The sequence below is a fragment of the Enterobacter sp. 302C9 genome (assembly GCF_034106085.1).
GTDB classification, from domain to species: domain Bacteria; phylum Pseudomonadota; class Gammaproteobacteria; order Enterobacterales; family Enterobacteriaceae; genus Enterobacter; species Enterobacter asburiae_B.
Map to the genome: position 1 here is coordinate 96,228 of NZ_JAWNBW010000011.1, position 16,947 is coordinate 113,174.

General features: G+C 54.7%; 15 protein-coding genes. 14 read left to right on the forward strand and 1 reads right to left on the reverse strand.

Translation table 11 applies throughout. From position 1 onward, the window contains the following. The first annotated feature begins 140 nt into the window (after positions 1-140). The 3 genes from udk (at position 141) to asmA (ending at position 3,328) form a co-directional block, all read left to right on the forward strand. Entirely contained in the window at positions 141-782 is a 642-nt protein-coding gene (gene udk / locus UR289_RS18065) for a uridine kinase (RefSeq protein ID WP_008500855.1), read from the forward strand. 91 nt (positions 783-873) lie between these two features. Then, positions 874-1,455, forward strand: coding sequence for a dCTP deaminase (dcd, locus tag UR289_RS18070; protein WP_023312408.1), 582 nt, complete (start codon positions 874-876; stop codon positions 1,453-1,455). A gap of 22 nt (positions 1,456-1,477) precedes the next feature. Next, entirely contained in the window at positions 1,478-3,328 is a 1,851-nt protein-coding gene (asmA, locus tag UR289_RS18075) for an outer membrane assembly protein AsmA (RefSeq protein ID WP_320711166.1), read from the forward strand. 108 nt (positions 3,329-3,436) lie between these two features. Here the strand turns inward: asmA and UR289_RS18080 are convergent, their stop codons facing one another. Beyond that, positions 3,437-5,020 (reverse strand): TerC family protein, encoded by a 1,584-nt coding sequence (locus UR289_RS18080; RefSeq protein ID WP_023312406.1) that lies wholly within the window; start codon positions 5,018-5,020, stop codon positions 3,437-3,439. A gap of 692 nt (positions 5,021-5,712) precedes the next feature. Here UR289_RS18080 and UR289_RS18085 point away from each other — a divergent pair. The 11 genes from UR289_RS18085 (at position 5,713) to fcl (ending at position 16,945) form a co-directional block, all read left to right on the forward strand. Continuing rightward, a complete protein-coding gene (locus UR289_RS18085; protein WP_014170829.1) occupies positions 5,713-6,852 on the forward strand; it encodes a polysaccharide export protein in 1,140 nt (379 codons plus the stop codon). Positions 6,853-6,858: 6 nt separating this feature from the next. Next, positions 6,859-7,302 carry a low molecular weight protein-tyrosine-phosphatase Wzb gene (wzb, locus tag UR289_RS18090; protein ID WP_023312405.1) on the forward strand — a complete coding sequence of 148 codons (444 nt, stop codon included), beginning with the start codon at positions 6,859-6,861 and terminating at the stop codon, positions 7,300-7,302. A gap of 2 nt (positions 7,303-7,304) precedes the next feature. Next, positions 7,305-9,467 (forward strand): tyrosine-protein kinase Wzc, encoded by a 2,163-nt coding sequence (gene wzc, locus UR289_RS18095; RefSeq protein WP_048976159.1) that lies wholly within the window; start codon positions 7,305-7,307, stop codon positions 9,465-9,467. 151 nt (positions 9,468-9,618) lie between these two features. Further along, a complete protein-coding gene (wcaA, locus tag UR289_RS18100; RefSeq protein WP_023312403.1) occupies positions 9,619-10,461 on the forward strand; it encodes a colanic acid biosynthesis glycosyltransferase WcaA in 843 nt (280 codons plus the stop codon). Then, entirely contained in the window at positions 10,461-10,952 is a 492-nt protein-coding gene (gene wcaB / locus UR289_RS18105) for a colanic acid biosynthesis acetyltransferase WcaB (RefSeq protein ID WP_032642828.1), read from the forward strand. The genes wcaA and wcaB overlap by 1 nt, the downstream gene beginning before the upstream one ends. After that, on the forward strand, positions 10,949-12,166 hold the full coding sequence (gene wcaC, locus UR289_RS18110) for a colanic acid biosynthesis glycosyltransferase WcaC (protein WP_320711170.1): 1,218 nt from the start codon (positions 10,949-10,951) through the stop codon (positions 12,164-12,166). Before wcaB ends, wcaC begins: the two co-directional genes overlap by 4 nt. Then, complete coding sequence (gene wcaD / locus UR289_RS18115) at positions 12,141-13,361, forward strand: colanic acid polymerase WcaD (protein ID WP_014884505.1); 1,221 nt, start codon at positions 12,141-12,143, stop codon at positions 13,359-13,361. The genes wcaC and wcaD overlap by 26 nt, the downstream gene beginning before the upstream one ends. A 16-nt stretch (positions 13,362-13,377) precedes the next feature. After that, positions 13,378-14,124, forward strand: coding sequence for a colanic acid biosynthesis glycosyltransferase WcaE (gene wcaE, locus UR289_RS18120; protein ID WP_033145980.1), 747 nt, complete (start codon positions 13,378-13,380; stop codon positions 14,122-14,124). Positions 14,125-14,139: 15 nt separating this feature from the next. Beyond that, a complete protein-coding gene (gene wcaF / locus UR289_RS18125; protein ID WP_033145979.1) occupies positions 14,140-14,700 on the forward strand; it encodes a colanic acid biosynthesis acetyltransferase WcaF in 561 nt (186 codons plus the stop codon). Positions 14,701-14,855: 155 nt separating this feature from the next. Further along, a complete protein-coding gene (gene gmd, locus UR289_RS18130; RefSeq protein WP_014884502.1) occupies positions 14,856-15,977 on the forward strand; it encodes a GDP-mannose 4,6-dehydratase in 1,122 nt (373 codons plus the stop codon). A gap of 2 nt (positions 15,978-15,979) precedes the next feature. Next, positions 15,980-16,945, forward strand: a complete 966-nt coding sequence (fcl, locus tag UR289_RS18135) for a GDP-L-fucose synthase (protein WP_013097874.1) — start codon at positions 15,980-15,982, stop codon at positions 16,943-16,945. The last annotated feature ends 2 nt before the right edge of the window (positions 16,946-16,947 follow it).

Genomic DNA, 16,947 nt, shown 5'->3' on the forward strand with positions numbered 1-16,947 from the left:
ATAAGACGTCACTTTTCGGCCAGTCTCGCAGAACCTGTGCTTTCGACTGGTATCACGCCCGCGAAATCCCTATAATTGCCGCGTTTGACGCTCCGGCGTCGTCCTTCCTTAACATCCAGGTTAATCAGGTCGCTAAATTTATGACTGATAAGTCTCATCAATGCGTCATTATAGGCATCGCCGGCGCATCGGCTTCAGGTAAAAGTCTAATTGCCAGTACGCTTTATCGCGAACTGCGTGAACAAGTAGGTGATGAGCATATCGGCGTCATTCCCGAAGACAGCTATTACAAAGATCAATCCCATCTGTCGATGGAAGAACGCGTCAAAACCAACTATGACCACCCGAATGCAATGGATCACAGCTTGCTGTTCCAGCATTTAGAAGCGCTTAAGAGCGGTCAGGCCATTGAACTGCCCGTTTACAGTTACGTAGAACACACCCGCACGCAGGAAACCATCCGCATCGAGCCGAAAAAGGTCATTATCCTTGAAGGCATCCTGCTGCTGACCGACGCTCGCCTGCGTGAATCCATGAACTTCTCGATTTTCGTCGATACCCCGCTGGATATCTGCCTGATGCGCCGCATCAAGCGTGACGTGAATGAACGCGGCCGTTCGATGGACTCCGTCATGGCGCAATATCAGAAAACGGTCCGCCCGATGTTCCTGCAGTTTATTGAGCCATCCAAACAATACGCCGATATCATCGTGCCGCGCGGGGGTAAAAACCGCATTGCTATTGATATCTTAAAAGCGAAAATCAGCCAGTTTTTTGAATAACCCGCGTGAATTGTGTACCGTTCAGAGATAACCTGGTTTTACCCTGAGCGCTTACCGTCTCAGGGTACGATGCATGAAAGGAGAAAGTGGCATGCGTCTTTGCGATCGCGATATTGAAGCCTGGCTGGATGAAGGCCGTTTGTCTATTACCCCGCGCCCACCCGTTGAGCGTATCAATGGCGTGACCGTTGATGTCCGCCTGGGGAATAAATTCCGCACCTTTAGTGGCCACACTGCGCCGTTCATTGACCTCAGCGGGCCGAAGGACGAAGTCAGCGCCGCGCTCGATCGCGTGATGAGTGACGAAATCGTAATTGATGAAGGCGAAGCTTTTTATCTGCATCCGGGTGAACTGGCCCTGGCGGTGACGTTTGAATCCGTCACCCTGCCTCCGGACCTGGTCGGCTGGCTTGATGGCCGTTCTTCGCTGGCGCGACTGGGGCTGATGGTTCACGTGACCGCGCACCGTATCGATCCAGGCTGGTCGGGGCGTATCGTGCTGGAATTCTTCAATGCCGGTAAATTGCCGCTGGCGCTGCGTCCGGGCATGATGATCGGCGCGTTAAGCTTTGAACCGCTGTCAGGTCCGGCAGATCGTCCTTATAACCGTCGGCAGGACGCAAAATATCGCGACCAGCAGGGCGCGGTTGCCAGCCGTATTGATAAAGACTGATCGTTAGTCCATTGAGGATGCCATGAGAAGAGTTCTGACGACGCTGATGATTTTGCTGGTGGTGCTGGTGGCTGGCCTTTCGGCGTTGGTTCTGCTGGTTAACCCCAACGATTTCCGCGCTTACATGGTGCGGCAGGTCGAGGCGCGCAGTGGTTATCAACTGAAGCTTGACGGGCCGCTGCGCTGGCACGTCTGGCCGCAGCTCAGCATTCTCTCTGGCCGCATGTCGCTCACGGCACCGGGGGCGTCCCAGCCGCTGGTGTCCGCAGACAACATGCGCCTCGATGTGGCGCTGATCCCGCTCATTTCCCATCAGCTGCAGGTTAAGCAGGTGATGCTGAAAGGCGCGGTGATTCAGCTCACCCCGCAAACCGAAGCCGTGCGTGATGCCAGTGCGCCGGTTGCGCCGCGCGAAAATACTCTGCCCGATGAACCGTCCGATACCGGCTGGTCCTTTGATATCGGCAAGCTGAAAGTTGCCGACAGCGTGTTGGTTTTCCAGCATGAACACCAGGAGCAGGTGACCATTCGCAACATTAACCTGCAGATGGAACAGGATGCTCACCATCTTGCGTCGCTGGAATTTAGCGGGCGCGTGAACCGCGATCAGCGCGATTTGACCCTGTCGCTGAATGCTAATGTGAACGCCTCGGACTACCCGCATCAGCTCACGGCCGACATCCAGCAGCTGAACTGGCAGCTGACGGGTGCCGATCTCCCCACCCAGGGAATAACCGGGCAGGGAACGCTGCAGGCCGTGTGGCGCGAAGAGCAAAAGCAGCTCGAGCTGGATAATCTCAACCTGCAGGCAAATGACAGTAGCCTGAAGGGGCAGGCGAGCGTCACGCTCGAAGAGAAGCCGAAGTGGGTGCTGAATCTGCAGTTTGACAAGCTCAATCTGGAAAACCTGCTGCCGCCTCTGCCGGCCAGCGCCACGGACAACGATGCCACCCAGACGGGGCAAAGCCAGGCACCGGCATCACGTCCTGTTATCTCGTCTAATCTCGATCAGCCTGACTATAACGCGCTGCGCGGATTCACGGCGGATATTCTGCTGAAAGCCAATAGCCTGCGCTGGCGCGGCATTGATTTTACCGACGTGAGCAGCCAGATGTTTAACCATAACGGTTTGCTGGTGATCTCCGAACTGAGCGGGAAGATGGGCGCAGGAAACCTCTCGCTGCCCGGCACGCTGGACGTCCGTAAAGACGCTGCCAGCGCCGAATTCCAGCCGCGTCTCGACAACGTTGAGATAGGCACCATCCTGAACGCGTTCAACTATCCGATATCCCTGACGGGGCAGTTGACGCTCGCGGGTGACTTCTCAGGCACGAAAATTGATGCCGATGCTTTCCGCCGCGAGTGGCAGGGGCAGGCGCATCTTGATCTGAAGAATTCCCGTATGGAAGGGCTTAACTTCCAGCAGCTGGTGCAGCAGGCAGTTGAGCGCAGCAGCGATGTGAAGGCCCAGGATAACTACGACAGCGCCACGCGCCTCGACAGCTTCACCGCGGACCTGACGCTGGACAACGGACAACTCACTCTCGATGGGATGCAAGGCGCCTCTTCACTGTTATCCATGACCGGTGAAGGTAAGCTGGATCTGGTGAAAGAGACGGCGGACACGCGCTTTAACGTGCGGGTACTTTCCGGCTGGCAGGGTGAAAGCAAGCTCATCGACTTCCTGAAAGAGACGCCGGTCCCGCTGACCGTATACGGCAAATGGCAGGCCCTGAATTACAGCCTGCAGGTGGATCAGATCCTGCGCAAGCATCTGCAGGATGAAGCGAAACGTCGGCTTAGCGGCTGGGCGGATCGTAATAAAGATTCACAGGACGGTAAGGACGTGAAGAAGCTGCTGGATAAGCTTTGATGTCGTTGCGCCGGGTGGCGTTGCGGCCTGATGCCCTCACCCCGGCCCTCTCCCACGGGAGAGGGCGCAAACACTAAAAACGGCAACCGGGTTGCCGTTTTGTTTTACCTAAACCTCAAAATCCAGCTCTTCCTCATCCCGCAGCGGAATGAGCTGAACCTTCTGCACGCGATGGTTTTCAATCTGCAGCGTTTTGAGCAGATAGTCGCCCACCTGAACTTCTTCCCCCGGCTGCGGGATACGCTGCAAATATTCCATCAGCAGGCCGGCAATAGTGTGATACTCCCGTTTTTCATCCAGCGGCAGCGGCACGTATTGCACCAGGTCTTCCAGCGGCATATGGCCGTTAGCGGTCCACGAACCGTCTGCGTTTTTCTGAATGTCATGGCGGGCGTCAATCTCATCCACCTCGTTAGGCAGATTACCGGCAATGGTTTCCATGACGTCGCTGAGCGTGACCAGCCCTTCCACCGAACCAAACTCATCCACCACAAAGGCAAAGTGCGTGCGCGCGTTACGGAATTGCTCAAGGGCGGAAAGCAGCGGTAGCCCCTCAGGGAAGACCAGCGGCTGGCGCACCAGAACGCGCAGGTTGAGCGCCTCGCCGTGAAGCTGCTGCTGGAGCAGGTCAATAACGTGCACCACGCCCAGCAGCTCCTCTTCCTCTTCACCGCCGGTCACCACCACGCGGGTGTGCTGGTTTTTATCCAGCAGGGCGCGAATGTGCTCTTCCGGTGCCGTCAGGTCGATATGCTCAATGTCGTGCCGCGAGGTCATGATGCTGCTGACCGTCCGCTGATTCAGATTAAGCACCCGCTCGATCATACGTCGTTCCTGCGGGTCGAAGATCAGCCCGTCGCTGTGATCGGCCAGCATGGCGGAGGATTCGGCATCCAGCTCCGCATCCTCTTTCTTACCGCTTAGCAGGCGCATAACCGTGTCGGCCGTGCGCTGACGCAGGGTCTGATTCGCGGACAGGAAGCGGCGGCGGTTAAATATCGCCAGCTGGTTGAGCGCTTCAATCATGACGGAGAAGCCGATGGCGGCGTACAGGTAGCCTTTCGGAATATGGAAGCCAAAACCGTCGGCCACCAGGCTAAAGCCAATCATCAGCAGGAAGCTCAGGCAGAGGATCACGATAGTCGGGTGACTGTTCACAAAGCGGGTCAGCGCCTTGCTGGCCATCACCATCAGCGTGATGGCAATGATCACCGCGGCCATCATCACCGCAAGGTGGTCGACCATCCCGACGGCGGTGATCACCGAGTCGAGGGAGAAGACCGCATCCAGCACCACGATTTGCGCCACCACCGGCCAGAATTTCGCCCCGCGGCGCTGGGTTGGGTTCTCGCTGTCTTTACCCTCCAGCCGCTCGTTGAGCTCCACCGTGGCTTTGAACAGCAGGAACAACCCGCCGAAGAGCATGATCAGATCGCGGGCGCTGAAACTCAGGCCGTGAATGGAGAACAGAGGCTGAGTGAGCGTCACCAGCCAGGAGATAGAGGCCAGCAGCAGTAAACGCATCACCATCGCCAGCAGCAGACCCGTCACGCGCGCGCGGTCGCGCTGGGAAGGGGGCAGTTTTTCAGCGAGGATGGCGATAAAGACCAGATTATCAATCCCGAGCACCAGCTCGATGACGACCAGCGTAACCAGCCCGGCCCAGATTGAGGGATCGGCAATCCATTCCATAGTAATAGCAATACCTTCTGTTATATGACGAATGTCACACTTCGATCATGGATAAAGCTGGGGGAAATTGCAATGCCGGGCTGAGATTTCTCTTAATACGACGGGTAAAAAAGAGAGCATTCTCAATAGGGTGTAAATAAGCGAAATGCGTATATTTAATTACAAGGAATGCATTTTAGGATATATCGCAGGTGATGATTTTTACTCTCATTTTGTCAATATAAAGAAATTCCTAAAAGGTCAAAAATTTGCTCTTAATATTAATCTTAAAAACCGATATTAGGACAGTTGTCTCCTTGCCTGCTATTAGGTTAGCTGCAACAATTCTCCCAGCATCAAATGTTAAATCTCGGTGTTGCTATTAATGTTCGGTCTTCAGGGATGGTTATTCATTATCCGTCGGGTTTCTCAAGCGACTGATATATTTCCGGAAGACCTTACTCAAGAGGGTGTCTATCCATAACACATTGTTTAGTCAGTGGATTGGTAACTGAAAGCCAAGGGCGGTAGCGTGCCTGAAAGCGTGTGAATCAGCCTCGATTATTCTGTCAATAGCCAATGGATGAATAAGCTTTTTTTAGGACTGATGCCAGTTATATTTCTATTTGATTAACTGCATGCTGAAACCCAATACGACTCGAGCTTATTTAAATTGCACAGGATAATTACTCTGCCAAAGTGATAAATAATCAATGATGAAATCCAAAATGAAATTGATGCCATTATTGGTGTCTGTGACCTTGATGAGTGGTTGCACGGTCTTTCCCGGCAGCAATATGTCAACAATGGGTAAGGATGTGATCAAGCAACAGGATGCCGATTTTGATCTCGACAAAATGGTGAATGTTTATCCGCTTACGCCTCGTCTGGTCGAACAATTACGTCCACGTCCGAATGTTGCCCAGCCGAATATGTCGCTGGACCAGGAAATTGCGTCCTACCAGTACCGCGTGGGGCCGGGTGACGTGATCAACGTGACCGTCTGGGACCACCCTGAACTGACCACGCCAGCGGGCCAGTACCGTAGCTCAAGCGATACCGGTAACTGGGTGCAGTCAGATGGCACCATGTTCTATCCCTACATTGGTAAAGTCCATGTTGCAGGCAAAACGCTTGCCGAGATCCGTAGTGATATTACCGGCCGCTTAGCGCAGTACATCGCCGATCCGCAGGTGGACGTTAATATCGCCGCATTCCGCTCGCAAAAAGCCTATATCTCCGGCCAGGTGAACAAATCCGGCCAGCAGGCCATCACCAACGTTCCTCTAACCGTACTGGATGCCATCAACGCCGCGGGCGGGTTAACCGACGGCGCCGACTGGCGCAACGTGGTGCTCACCCACAACGGGAAGGAGCAGCGCATTTCGCTGCAGGCGCTGATGCAAAACGGCGATCTGACCCAGAACCGCCTGCTCTATCCGGGCGACATCCTCTACGTGCCGCGCAATGACGATCTGAAAGTCTTCGTGATGGGTGAAGTGAAGAAACAGAGCACCCTCAAAATGGACTTCAGCGGTATGACGCTGACCGAAGCGCTGGGCAATGCTGAGGGTATCGATCTGACGACCTCTAACGCGACCGGTATCTTCGTTATCCGTCCGCTGAAAGGTGAGGGCAGTGCGAAAGGCAAGATTGCCAACATCTACCAGCTGGATATGTCCGATGCGACCTCTCTGGTGATGGCAACGGAGTTCCGTCTCCAGCCATACGATGTGGTGTATGTCACCACCGCGCCGGTTGCCCGCTGGAACCGTCTGATCAACCAGTTGCTGCCAACCATCAGTGGCGTTCGCTACATGACGGATACGGCGCGCGACATTCATACCTGGTAATCCGCGATGTTTAACAAAATTCTGGTGGTATGCGTGGGGAACATTTGCCGTTCCCCTACGGCTGAACGGTTGTTGAAACACTACCAGCCCGAACTGACCGTTGATTCGGCAGGGCTGGGTGCACTGGTCGGTAAGGGTGCCGATGAGCGCGCAACGAGCGTGGCGCGGGATCATCACCTCTCTCTCGACGGCCACGTGGCCCGCCAGGTCACTGGCCGCATGTGCCGGGAGTATGACCTGATCCTGACGATGGAAAAACGCCATATTCATGCGCTGTGCGATATCGCTCCGGAGATGCGCGGCAAGGTGATGCTGTTTGGTCACTGGGACAATGAACGTGAAATCCCCGATCCGTATCGCAAAAGCCATGAGGCCTTTGAGGCGGTTTACACCTTACTTGACCAGTCTGCCCAACAGTGGGCGCAGGCACTGAAAGTTCAGCAGGGATAACAATGACAGAAAAAACAAGACCTTCTGCCGCCCCGACTTCGGGCAGTGATGAAATTGATATTGGGCGCCTGGTCGGCACTGTTGTAGAGGCAAAGTGGTGGGTGCTGGGCATTACCGCCGTGTTCGCCGCGGCGGCCGTCGTCTATACGCTGTTCGCCACCCCTATCTACAGCGCCGATGCGCTGGTGCAGATCGAGCAGAATACCGGCAACTCGCTGGTGCAGGACATTGGTTCCGCGCTGGCGAACAAGCCGCCGGCATCCGACGCCGAAATTCAGCTCATCCAGTCACGCCTGGTGCTGGGTAAAACGGTTCACGACCTCGGGCTCGATATCTCCGTCACCAAAAATACCTTCCCAATCTTTGGTGCCGGCTGGGATCGGCTGATGGGGCGCAACAACGACACGGTGAAAGTCACTGACTTCGTGCTGCCGAAAGGGGCGGCCGATCAGACGTTTACCCTGACGGTGCTTGGCCCGAAACAGTATCAGCTAACCAGTGACGCAGGCTTTAGCGCCCGCGGTGAAGTGGGGCAGATGCTGACCAAAGACGGCGTCAGCATGATGGTTAGCGCCATCAACGCTCAGGAGGGCGGCGAATTCACCGTCACCAAATTCTCCACCCTGGGGATGATCAACAATCTGCAAAACAACCTGACCGTCACCGAAAACGGTAAGGACACCGGCGTGCTGAGCATGACCTTTACCGGTGAAGATAAGGATCAAATCCGCGACATCCTGAACAGCATTACCCGCAACTATCTTGAGCAGAACGTTGAGCGTAAGTCGGCGGAAGCGGCGAAAAGCCTGGCCTTCCTCGCCAAACAGCTCCCGGAAGTGCGCGCCCATCTGGATGATGCCGAGAACAAGCTGAACGCCTATCGTCAGGATAAAGACTCCGTTGACCTGCCGCTGGAGGCGAAATCGGTCCTCGATTCGATGGTCAACATTGATGCGCAGCTCAACGAGCTGACCTTCAAAGAGGCGGAGATTTCCAAGCTTTATACCAAACGTCACCCGGCCTACCGCACGCTGCTGGAGAAACGCCGTACCCTGGAAGAAGAGAAGGCGAAGCTCAATGACCGCGTGACCGCGATGCCGAAAACGCAGCAGGAGATCGTGCGTCTGACCCGCGACGTGGAGTCAGGACAGCAGGTTTACATGCAGCTGCTGAACAAGCAGCAGGAGCTGAAAATCACCGAAGCCAGTACCGTCGGTGACGTGCGCATCGTCGACCCGGCCATTACCCAGCCTGGCGTGCTGAAGCCGAAGAAAGCGCTGATTATTCTCGGCAGCATTATTCTCGGCCTGATGCTCTCCATCGTCGGCGTGCTGCTGCGTTCCCTGTTCAACCGCGGTATCGAAAGCCCGCAGGTGCTGGAAGAGAGCGGTATCAACGTCTATGCCAGCATTCCGCTGTCCGAGTGGCAAAAATCCCGCGACAGCGTCAAAACCATCAAGGGCGTCAAGCGTTACAAACAGAGCCAGCTTCTGGCGGTGGGTAACCCGACCGACCTCGCCATCGAAGCGATCCGTAGCCTGCGTACCAGTCTGCACTTCGCCATGATGCAGGCCAAAAACAACGTCCTGATGTTAACCGGCGTTAGCCCGTCAATCGGTAAAACCTTCGTCTGCGCCAACCTGGCGGCGGTGGTCAGCCAGACCAACAAGCGCGTGCTGCTGATCGACTGCGATATGCGTAAGGGCTACACCCACGAGCTGCTGGGCACCAATAACGTGAACGGTCTGTCGGAAATCCTGCTCGGCAAAGGTGAAATCAGCCAGAGCGCGAAACCCACAACGGTGCCGAAATTTGACCTGATCCCACGCGGTCAGGTGCCGCCTAACCCGTCCGAGCTGCTGATGAGCGAACGCTTTACCGAGCTGGTGGAGTGGGCGAGCAAAAATTACGACCTGGTGCTGATCGATACGCCGCCAATTCTGGCCGTGACCGACGCAGCGGTTGTTGGCCGCCACGCTGGCACCACGCTGATGGTGGCGCGTTACGCGGTCAACACCCTGAAAGAGGTGGAAACCAGCCTGAGCCGCTTCGAGCAGAACGGGATTGAGGTGAAAGGGGTGATCCTGAACTCCATCTTCCGCCGCGCGACCGGGTACCAGGATTACGGCTATTACGAGTACGAATATAAGTCTGACAGTAAATAACAAAACACACCCCACACCCCTCACCCTAACCCTCTCCCCAAAGGGGAGAGGGGACTGTTCGGTGCTGGATGTGGGGGACGAACGTAATGATAACCACTGGCTGCCTTTCACCCTCTCCCCTTTGGGGAGAGGGCCGGGGTGAGGGGAAAAGATGACCACACAACGCCCTTTAGTTTCAATCTATATGCCGACATGGAATCGTCAGCAGCTGGCGATCCGCGCAATCAAATCCGTCCTGCGACAGGATTACGATAACTGGGAGCTGATCATCGTTGATGACTGCTCTTCCTCGTATGAACAGCTGCAAAAGTTTGTGACTGACCTCAACGACCCGCGGGTGGTCTATACGCATAACGCCATTAACTCCGGCGCATGCGCGGTGCGTAATCAGGCGATTATGCAGGCCAAAGGGCAGTATCTGACCGGGATCGACGACGATGACGAATGGACGCCGAACCGCCTGTCTATCTTCCTGTCGCATAAAGAACAGCTGGTCACGCACGCTTTCCTGTATGCCAACGACTATGTCTGCCAGGGCGAGGTTTACTCGCAGCCCGCGAGTCTGCCGCTGTACCCGAAATCGCCGTATTCTCGCCGCCTGTTCTACAAGCGCAACATTATTGGTAACCAGGTCTTCACCTGGGCGTGGCGTTTCAAAGAGTGCCTGTTCGATACCGAACTTAAGGCCGCGCAGGATTACGATATCTTCCTGCGCATGGTGGTGGAATACGGCGAGCCGTGGAAAGTGGAAGAGGCCACCCAGATCCTGCACATCAACCACGGGGAGATGCAAATCACCTCCTCGCCGAAGAAGTTCTCCGGCTACTTCCATTTTTACCGCAAGCACAAGGACAAGTTTGACCGTGCCAGCCGTAAATATCAGCTCTTTACCCTCTATCAGATCCGCAATAAGCGCATGAACTGGCGCACGCTGCTGACGCTGCTGTCCGTGCGTAACGGCAAGCGCCTGGCTGATGGACTTCGGGGGAAATAATGTTTCTGGAAGATTGCCGCGCTAATAGCTGGAGCCTGCGTCCGTGCTGCATGGTTCTGGCGTACCGCATCGCGCATTTTTGCTCGGTGTGGCGTAAGAAAAACGTGCTGAACAATATCTGGGCGGCGCCCGTGCTGGTGCTGTACCGCATCATTACCGAATGCTTTTTTGGCTATGAAATTCAGGCCGCTGCCACCATTGGCCGCCGCTTTACCATCCATCACGGCTATGCGGTGGTGATCAACAAGTTTGTGGTCGCCGGGGATGATTTCACCATTCGTCATGCGGTCACCATTGGCAACCGCGGGCCTGACAGCCTGGCCTGCCCGGTCATCGGCAATAACGTCGAGCTGGGGGCGAACGTGGTGATCGTCGGTGACATTACGATTGGTAATAACGTCACGATTGGTGCTGGCAGCGTGGTGCTGGACAGCATTCCGGATAACGCGCTGGTGGTGGGAGAAAAAGCCCGCGTGAAGGTGATTAAATGAACATTCTGCAATTTAACGTACGCCTCGCAGAAGGCGGAGCGGCAGGCGTGGCCCTGGATTTGCACCAGCGCGCGCTGCAAAAAGGACTTCAGTCTCGGTTTATTTACGGCTACGGCAAAGGCGGCAAGAAAAGCGTCAGCCACGATAATTTCCCGCAGGTGCACAAGCACACGCCGCGTCTGACCTCGATTGCCAACATTGCGCTGTTCCGTCTGTTTAACCGCGATCTGTTTGGCAACCTGAACACGCTGTATCGCACGGTTACCCGCACCACGGGCCCGGTTGTGCTGCATTTTCACGTTCTGCACAGCTACTGGCTGAATCTGGAAGAGGTGGTGGCGTTTTGCCAGAAGGTGCAGGCCCACAAGCCCGACACCCGATTCGTCTGGACGCTGCACGATCACTGGAGCGTGACCGGACGCTGCGCGTTTACCGACGGCTGTGAAGGCTGGAAAGATAACTGCCAGAAGTGCCCGACGTTAAGCAACTACCCGCCGGTGAAGGTGGATCGCGCGCATCAGCTGGTGGCCGGAAAGCGTCAGCTGTTCCGCGACATGCTCTCGCTCGGCTGTACGTTTATCTCCCCGAGCCAGCACGTGGCCGATGCCTTCAACAGCCTGTACGGGGCAGGGCGCTGTCAGATTATCAACAACGGCATCGACGTGGCGACGGAAGCCATTCTTGCCGAACTGACCCCAGTGGCGGAAACCGCGGGCAAACCGAAAATCGCTATCGTTGCGCATGACCTGCGTTACGACGGTAAAACCAACCAGCAGCTGGTGCGCGACATGATGGCGCTGGGTGACAAGATAGAGCTTCACACCTTCGGCAAGTTTTCGCCGTTCGAAGGGACCAACGTGGTGAACCACGGGTTTGAAACCGACAAGCGCAAGCTGATGAGCGCGCTGAATGAAATGGACGCGCTGGTGTTCAGCTCCCGCGTGGATAACTACCCGCTGATCCTCTGCGAAGCGCTCTCAATCGGCGTGCCGGTGATCGCCACCCACAGCGATGCGGCGCGCGAAGTGCTGGAAAAGTCCGGCGGGAAAACCTTCACGGAGCAGGAGGTCCTGCCGCTGGTACAGCTGCCGAAGGCGCAGATTGCTGAGATCGTTTTTGGCACTGACCTGGAATCGTTCCGCAACCGCAGCCGCAAGGCCTACAGTGGACAACAGATGCTGGAGGAATATGTCTCGTTCTATCAGAATCTGTAGTTATCTGCTGCTGCCGCTGATCTACCTGCTGGTCAACGTCAAAATTGCCCAGCTCGGCGAAAGCTTCCCGATAACCATCGTGACCTTCCTGCCCGTTCTGCTTCTGCTGTATGTCGATAAAATCAACCTCAAGAAGCTGATGATTGCCTTAGGGCTGGGCACGGGCCTGACGCTGTTTAACTACATCTTTGGCCAGTCGCTGGATGCGAGTAAATACGTCACGTCGACCATGCTGTTTGTTTATATTGTCATTATTATCGGTATGGTCTGGAGTATTCGGTTTAAAACTATTTCTCCGCACAATTATCGGAAAATCCTTAGGTTCTTTTATATTGCCGTTGCGTTAATTGTTATGCTTGCCGCACTGGAGATGGCGCAAATTATTCTCACCGGCGGCAGCAGCCTGATGGAGATAATTTCGAAATATCTCATTTACAGTAACAGCTATGTATTGAACTTCATCAAGTTTGGCGGGAAGCGTACTACAGCCCTCTATTTTGAACCGGCGTTTTTCGCTCTGGCGTTAATCTCAATTTGGCTCAGCATCAAACAGTTTGGTATCAAAACGCCTAAGACCGATGCTATGATTCTTGCAGGAATTGTTCTGTCTGGATCGTTCTCAGGGGTAATGACATTTATCCTGTTTTACCTGCTGGAGTGGGCGTTCCAGTACCTGAACAAAGATGCGATTAAGAAAAAACTGCCGCTGGCGATTATCTCCCTGACGGTATTTTTGGTAGGCGTGATATTTGCCTTCCCGTACATCTCAGAACGTCTAGGAGATTTGGGAACGGAAGGGTCTTCATCCTATTATCGCATCATTGGGCCACTGGTGATGGTGGGTTATTCCTTAACCCATATTGATGGGGTAGTAAGATTCGGCTCACTTTACGAATATGTTGCATCATTCGGAATCTTTAACGGTGCGGATGTCGGTAAAACCATAGACAATGGTCTGTATCTGTTAATTATTTATTTTTCGTGGTTTGCCGTACTGTTGACCCTGTGGTATCTGTTTAAAGTTTTCAAAATGATGATTAACGCGTTTGGTGATAACCAGAACTTTCGCGTTCAGCTTTATCTGTTTACTCCGGTGTCGCTGTTTTTTACCGGGTCAATATTTAGCCCGGAATATGCTTTCTTGATTGTCTGTCCGTTTATTCTGCGCAAGGCGCTTAATATTACGAACGTATGACGAAATGAGGTGATTTATGTTTCTTAGCGTCATTACTGTCGCTTTTCGTAATTACGAAGGGGTGGTAAAAACCTGGCGCTCGCTGCGCAACCTGGCGCGCGATCCAAGCCTCACCTTTGAGTGGATTGTGGTCGACGGCGGCTCGAACGATGGCACGGCGGAGTTTCTGGAAAAACTCAACGGTGAGTTCAACTTACGCTACATCAGCGAGAAAGATAAAGGCATCTACGATGCGATGAATAAAGGCATCAACATGGCGCAAGGCCGTTATGCCATCTTCCTGAACTCGGGCGATATTTTCCATGAAGACGTGGCGCTGTTTGCCCGTCAGCTGGCTCGCCAGAAAGAGGACGCCATGTATATTGGCGACGCGCTGCTCGATTTTGGCGACGGGCATAAAGTGTGCCGCAGCGCGAAGCCAGGCTGGTATATCTATCACAGCCTGCCGGCCAGCCATCAGGCCATTTTCTTCCCGGTAAAAGGTCTGAAAAAACAGCCTTACGATTTGCAGTATAAAGTGTCTTCCGATTATGCGCTGGCAGCCAGCCTGTATAAATCAGGTTACCCGTTCCGTCGAATTAAAGGGCTGGTGTCTGAATTCTCAATGGGCGGCGTGTCAACGTCTAATAATCTGGAATTGTGCCAGGATGCCAAAAACGTGCAGCGTAAAATATTACGCGTGCCGGGGTTCTGGGCGGAATTGTCCTATTTATTACGCCTGCGTACCACAGGCAAAACGAAAACCTTATATAACAAAGCCTGAATATAAGGAAACGCAATGCAGGATTTAAAAGGTTTCTCCGTGCCGAAAGGTTTTCGGGGCGGGAACGGTATTAAGGTACAGCTGTGGTGGGCCGTTCAGGCAACGTTATTTGCCTGGTCGCCGCAAATAATGTACCGCTGGCGAGCTTTTTTATTGCGCCTGTTTGGCGCAAAAATCGGAAAAAACGTAGTCATCCGACCTTCTGTAAAAATTACCTATCCGTGGAAATTAACGCTTGGGGATTACGCATGGGTTGGGGATGACGCGGTGTTATATACCCTGGGCGAAATTACGATTGGCGCAAATTCGGTGGTTTCACAGAAATGTTATTTGTGCACCGGCAGCCACGATTTTATGAGTCAGCATTTTGATATTACCGCTTCGCCTGTTGTGATTGGCGAAAAATGCTGGCTGGCAACGGATGTTTTTGTTGCACCGGGTGTTTCTGTTGGCGATGGCACGGTAGTCGGTGCCCGCAGCAGCGTTTTTAAATCGCTACCGGCAAATAAAATTTGCCGTGGCAACCCCGCAGTGGTGATACGCGAACGCGTTGAAACGAAGAGCCTTGTTAAGTAGGCGTAATCGTTGCAGGCAGTTTGAACGCGGACTGCGCGGAGAAACCGGAACGTACTTAGGTACGTGAGGATTTCGAGCACAGCCCACGTTCAAAATGACAAAAAAGATAGCCTACTTAACGGCTCTGATTAAATTCATAAGTAGAGGAATAAAACATGTCTAAAGTCGCTCTCATCACCGGCGTTACCGGGCAGGATGGTTCTTACCTGGCAGAGTTCCTGCTGGAAAAAGGGTATGAAGTACACGGTATTAAACGTCGTGCATCTTCTTTCAATACCGAACGTGTGGATCATATTTATCAGGATCCTCACGCGGCGAACCCGAAATTCCACCTGCACTACGGCGACCTGACCGATACCTCCAACCTGACCCGTATCCTGCAGGAAGTTCAGCCGGATGAAGTCTACAACCTGGGCGCGATGAGCCACGTAGCGGTCTCCTTCGAATCCCCGGAATACACCGCCGACGTTGATGCCATGGGTACGCTGCGTCTGCTGGAAGCGATCCGCTTCCTCGGCCTTGAGAAGAAAACTCGCTTCTACCAGGCGTCCACCTCCGAGCTGTACGGCCTGGTGCAGGAAATCCCACAGAAAGAGACCACGCCGTTCTACCCGCGCTCTCCGTATGCGGTAGCAAAACTGTACGCCTACTGGATCACCGTGAACTACCGTGAATCCTACGGCATGTACGCCTGTAACGGCATCCTGTTCAACCACGAATCTCCGCGTCGCGGCGAAACCTTCGTGACCCGCAAAATCACCCGCGCTATCGCCAACATCGCGCAGGGTCTGGAGTCTTGCCTGCACCTCGGCAACATGGATTCCCTGCGTGACTGGGGCCATGCCAAAGACTACGTGAAAATGCAGTGGATGATGCTGCAGCAGGAACAGCCAGAAGACTTCGTCATCGCGACCGGCGTGCAGTACTCCGTTCGTCAGTTCGTTGAAATGGCCGCGGCACAGCTGGGCATCAAGCTGCGCTTCGAAGGTACCGGCGTGGAAGAGAAAGGTATCGTGGTTTCCGTGACCGGCCATGACGCACCGGGCGTGAAGCCAGGTGACGTGATTGTCCAGGTTGACCCGCGCTACTTCCGTCCTGCTGAAGTGGAAACCCTGCTGGGCGACCCAACCAAAGCGCACGAGAAGCTGGGCTGGAAACCAGAAATCACTCTGCAGGAAATGGTTTCCGAGATGGTAGCCAAAGATCTTGAAGCAGCGAAAAAACACTCCCTGCTCAAGTCTCATGGCTACGAGGTTGCCATCGCGCTGGAGTCCTGAGAATGACAAAACAACGTATTTTTGTCGCCGGTCATCGCGGAATGGTGGGTTCCGCGATTGTTCGCCAGCTGGAGCAGCGCGGTGACGTGGAAGTGGTTGTCCGCACGCGTGACGAGCTGAACCTGCTCGACAGCCGTGCGGTACAGGACTTCTTTGCTAACGAACGCATTGACCAGGTGTATCTGGCGGCGGCGAAGGTGGGCGGCATTGTCGCTAACAACACCTACCCGGCGGATTTCATCTACGAAAACATGATGATCGAGAGCAACATCATTCACGCGGCGCATCTGCACAACGTGAATAAGCTGCTGTTCCTCGGATCGTCCTGTATTTACCCGAAAATGGCGAAACAGCCGATCGCCGAGAGCGAACTGCTGCAGGGCACGCTTGAAGCGACCAACGAGCCGTACGCGATTGCCAAGATTGCCGGGATCAAGCTGTGCGAGTCCTACAACCGTCAGTACAACCGCGACTATCGTTCGGTGATGCCGACCAACCTGTACGGACCGCACGACAACTTCCACCCGAGCAACTCGCACGTGATCCCGGCGCTGCTGCGCCGCTTCCACGAGGCGACCGCCGAGAACGCGCCGGACGTGGTGGTGTGGGGCAGCGGTACGCCGATGCGTGAATTCCTGCACGTGGACGACATGGCTGCCGCCAGCATTCACGTGATGGAGCTGGATCGCGAGGTGTGGCAGGAGAACACCGAGCCGATGCTGTCGCACATCAACGTCGGTACCGGCGTGGACTGCACCATTCGCGAGCTGGCGCAAACCATCGCGCAGGTAGTGGGCTACAAAGGCCGCGTGGTGTTTGACGCGACGAAACCGGACGGCACGCCGCGCAAGCTGCTGGACGTGACCCGTCTGCATCAGCTGGGCTGGTATCACGAGGTGTCACTGGAGCAGGGGCTGGCCAGTACCTACCAGTGGTTCCTGGAAAACCAGCACCGCTTCCGGGGGTAACG

Coding starts and splice junctions, on each gene's coding strand:
- wcaE (WP_033145980.1), top strand. CDS start 13,378: ATGTTTCTTAGCGTCATTACTGTCGCTTTTCGTAATTACGAAGGGGTG.
- wcaF (WP_033145979.1), top strand. CDS start 14,140: ATGCAGGATTTAAAAGGTTTCTCCGTGCCGAAAGGTTTTCGGGGCGGG.
- wzc (WP_048976159.1), top strand. CDS start 7,305: ATGACAGAAAAAACAAGACCTTCTGCCGCCCCGACTTCGGGCAGTGAT.
- wcaA (WP_023312403.1), top strand. CDS start 9,619: ATGACCACACAACGCCCTTTAGTTTCAATCTATATGCCGACATGGAAT.
- UR289_RS18080 (WP_023312406.1), bottom strand. CDS start 5,020: ATGGAATGGATTGCCGATCCCTCAATCTGGGCCGGGCTGGTTACGCTG.
- wcaD (WP_014884505.1), top strand. CDS start 12,141: ATGTCTCGTTCTATCAGAATCTGTAGTTATCTGCTGCTGCCGCTGATC.
- gmd (WP_014884502.1), top strand. CDS start 14,856: ATGTCTAAAGTCGCTCTCATCACCGGCGTTACCGGGCAGGATGGTTCT.
- wcaB (WP_032642828.1), top strand. CDS start 10,461: ATGTTTCTGGAAGATTGCCGCGCTAATAGCTGGAGCCTGCGTCCGTGC.
- dcd (WP_023312408.1), top strand. CDS start 874: ATGCGTCTTTGCGATCGCGATATTGAAGCCTGGCTGGATGAAGGCCGT.
- asmA (WP_320711166.1), top strand. CDS start 1,478: ATGAGAAGAGTTCTGACGACGCTGATGATTTTGCTGGTGGTGCTGGTG.
- udk (WP_008500855.1), top strand. CDS start 141: ATGACTGATAAGTCTCATCAATGCGTCATTATAGGCATCGCCGGCGCA.
- fcl (WP_013097874.1), top strand. CDS start 15,980: ATGACAAAACAACGTATTTTTGTCGCCGGTCATCGCGGAATGGTGGGT.
- wzb (WP_023312405.1), top strand. CDS start 6,859: ATGTTTAACAAAATTCTGGTGGTATGCGTGGGGAACATTTGCCGTTCC.
- UR289_RS18085 (WP_014170829.1), top strand. CDS start 5,713: ATGATGAAATCCAAAATGAAATTGATGCCATTATTGGTGTCTGTGACC.
- wcaC (WP_320711170.1), top strand. CDS start 10,949: ATGAACATTCTGCAATTTAACGTACGCCTCGCAGAAGGCGGAGCGGCA.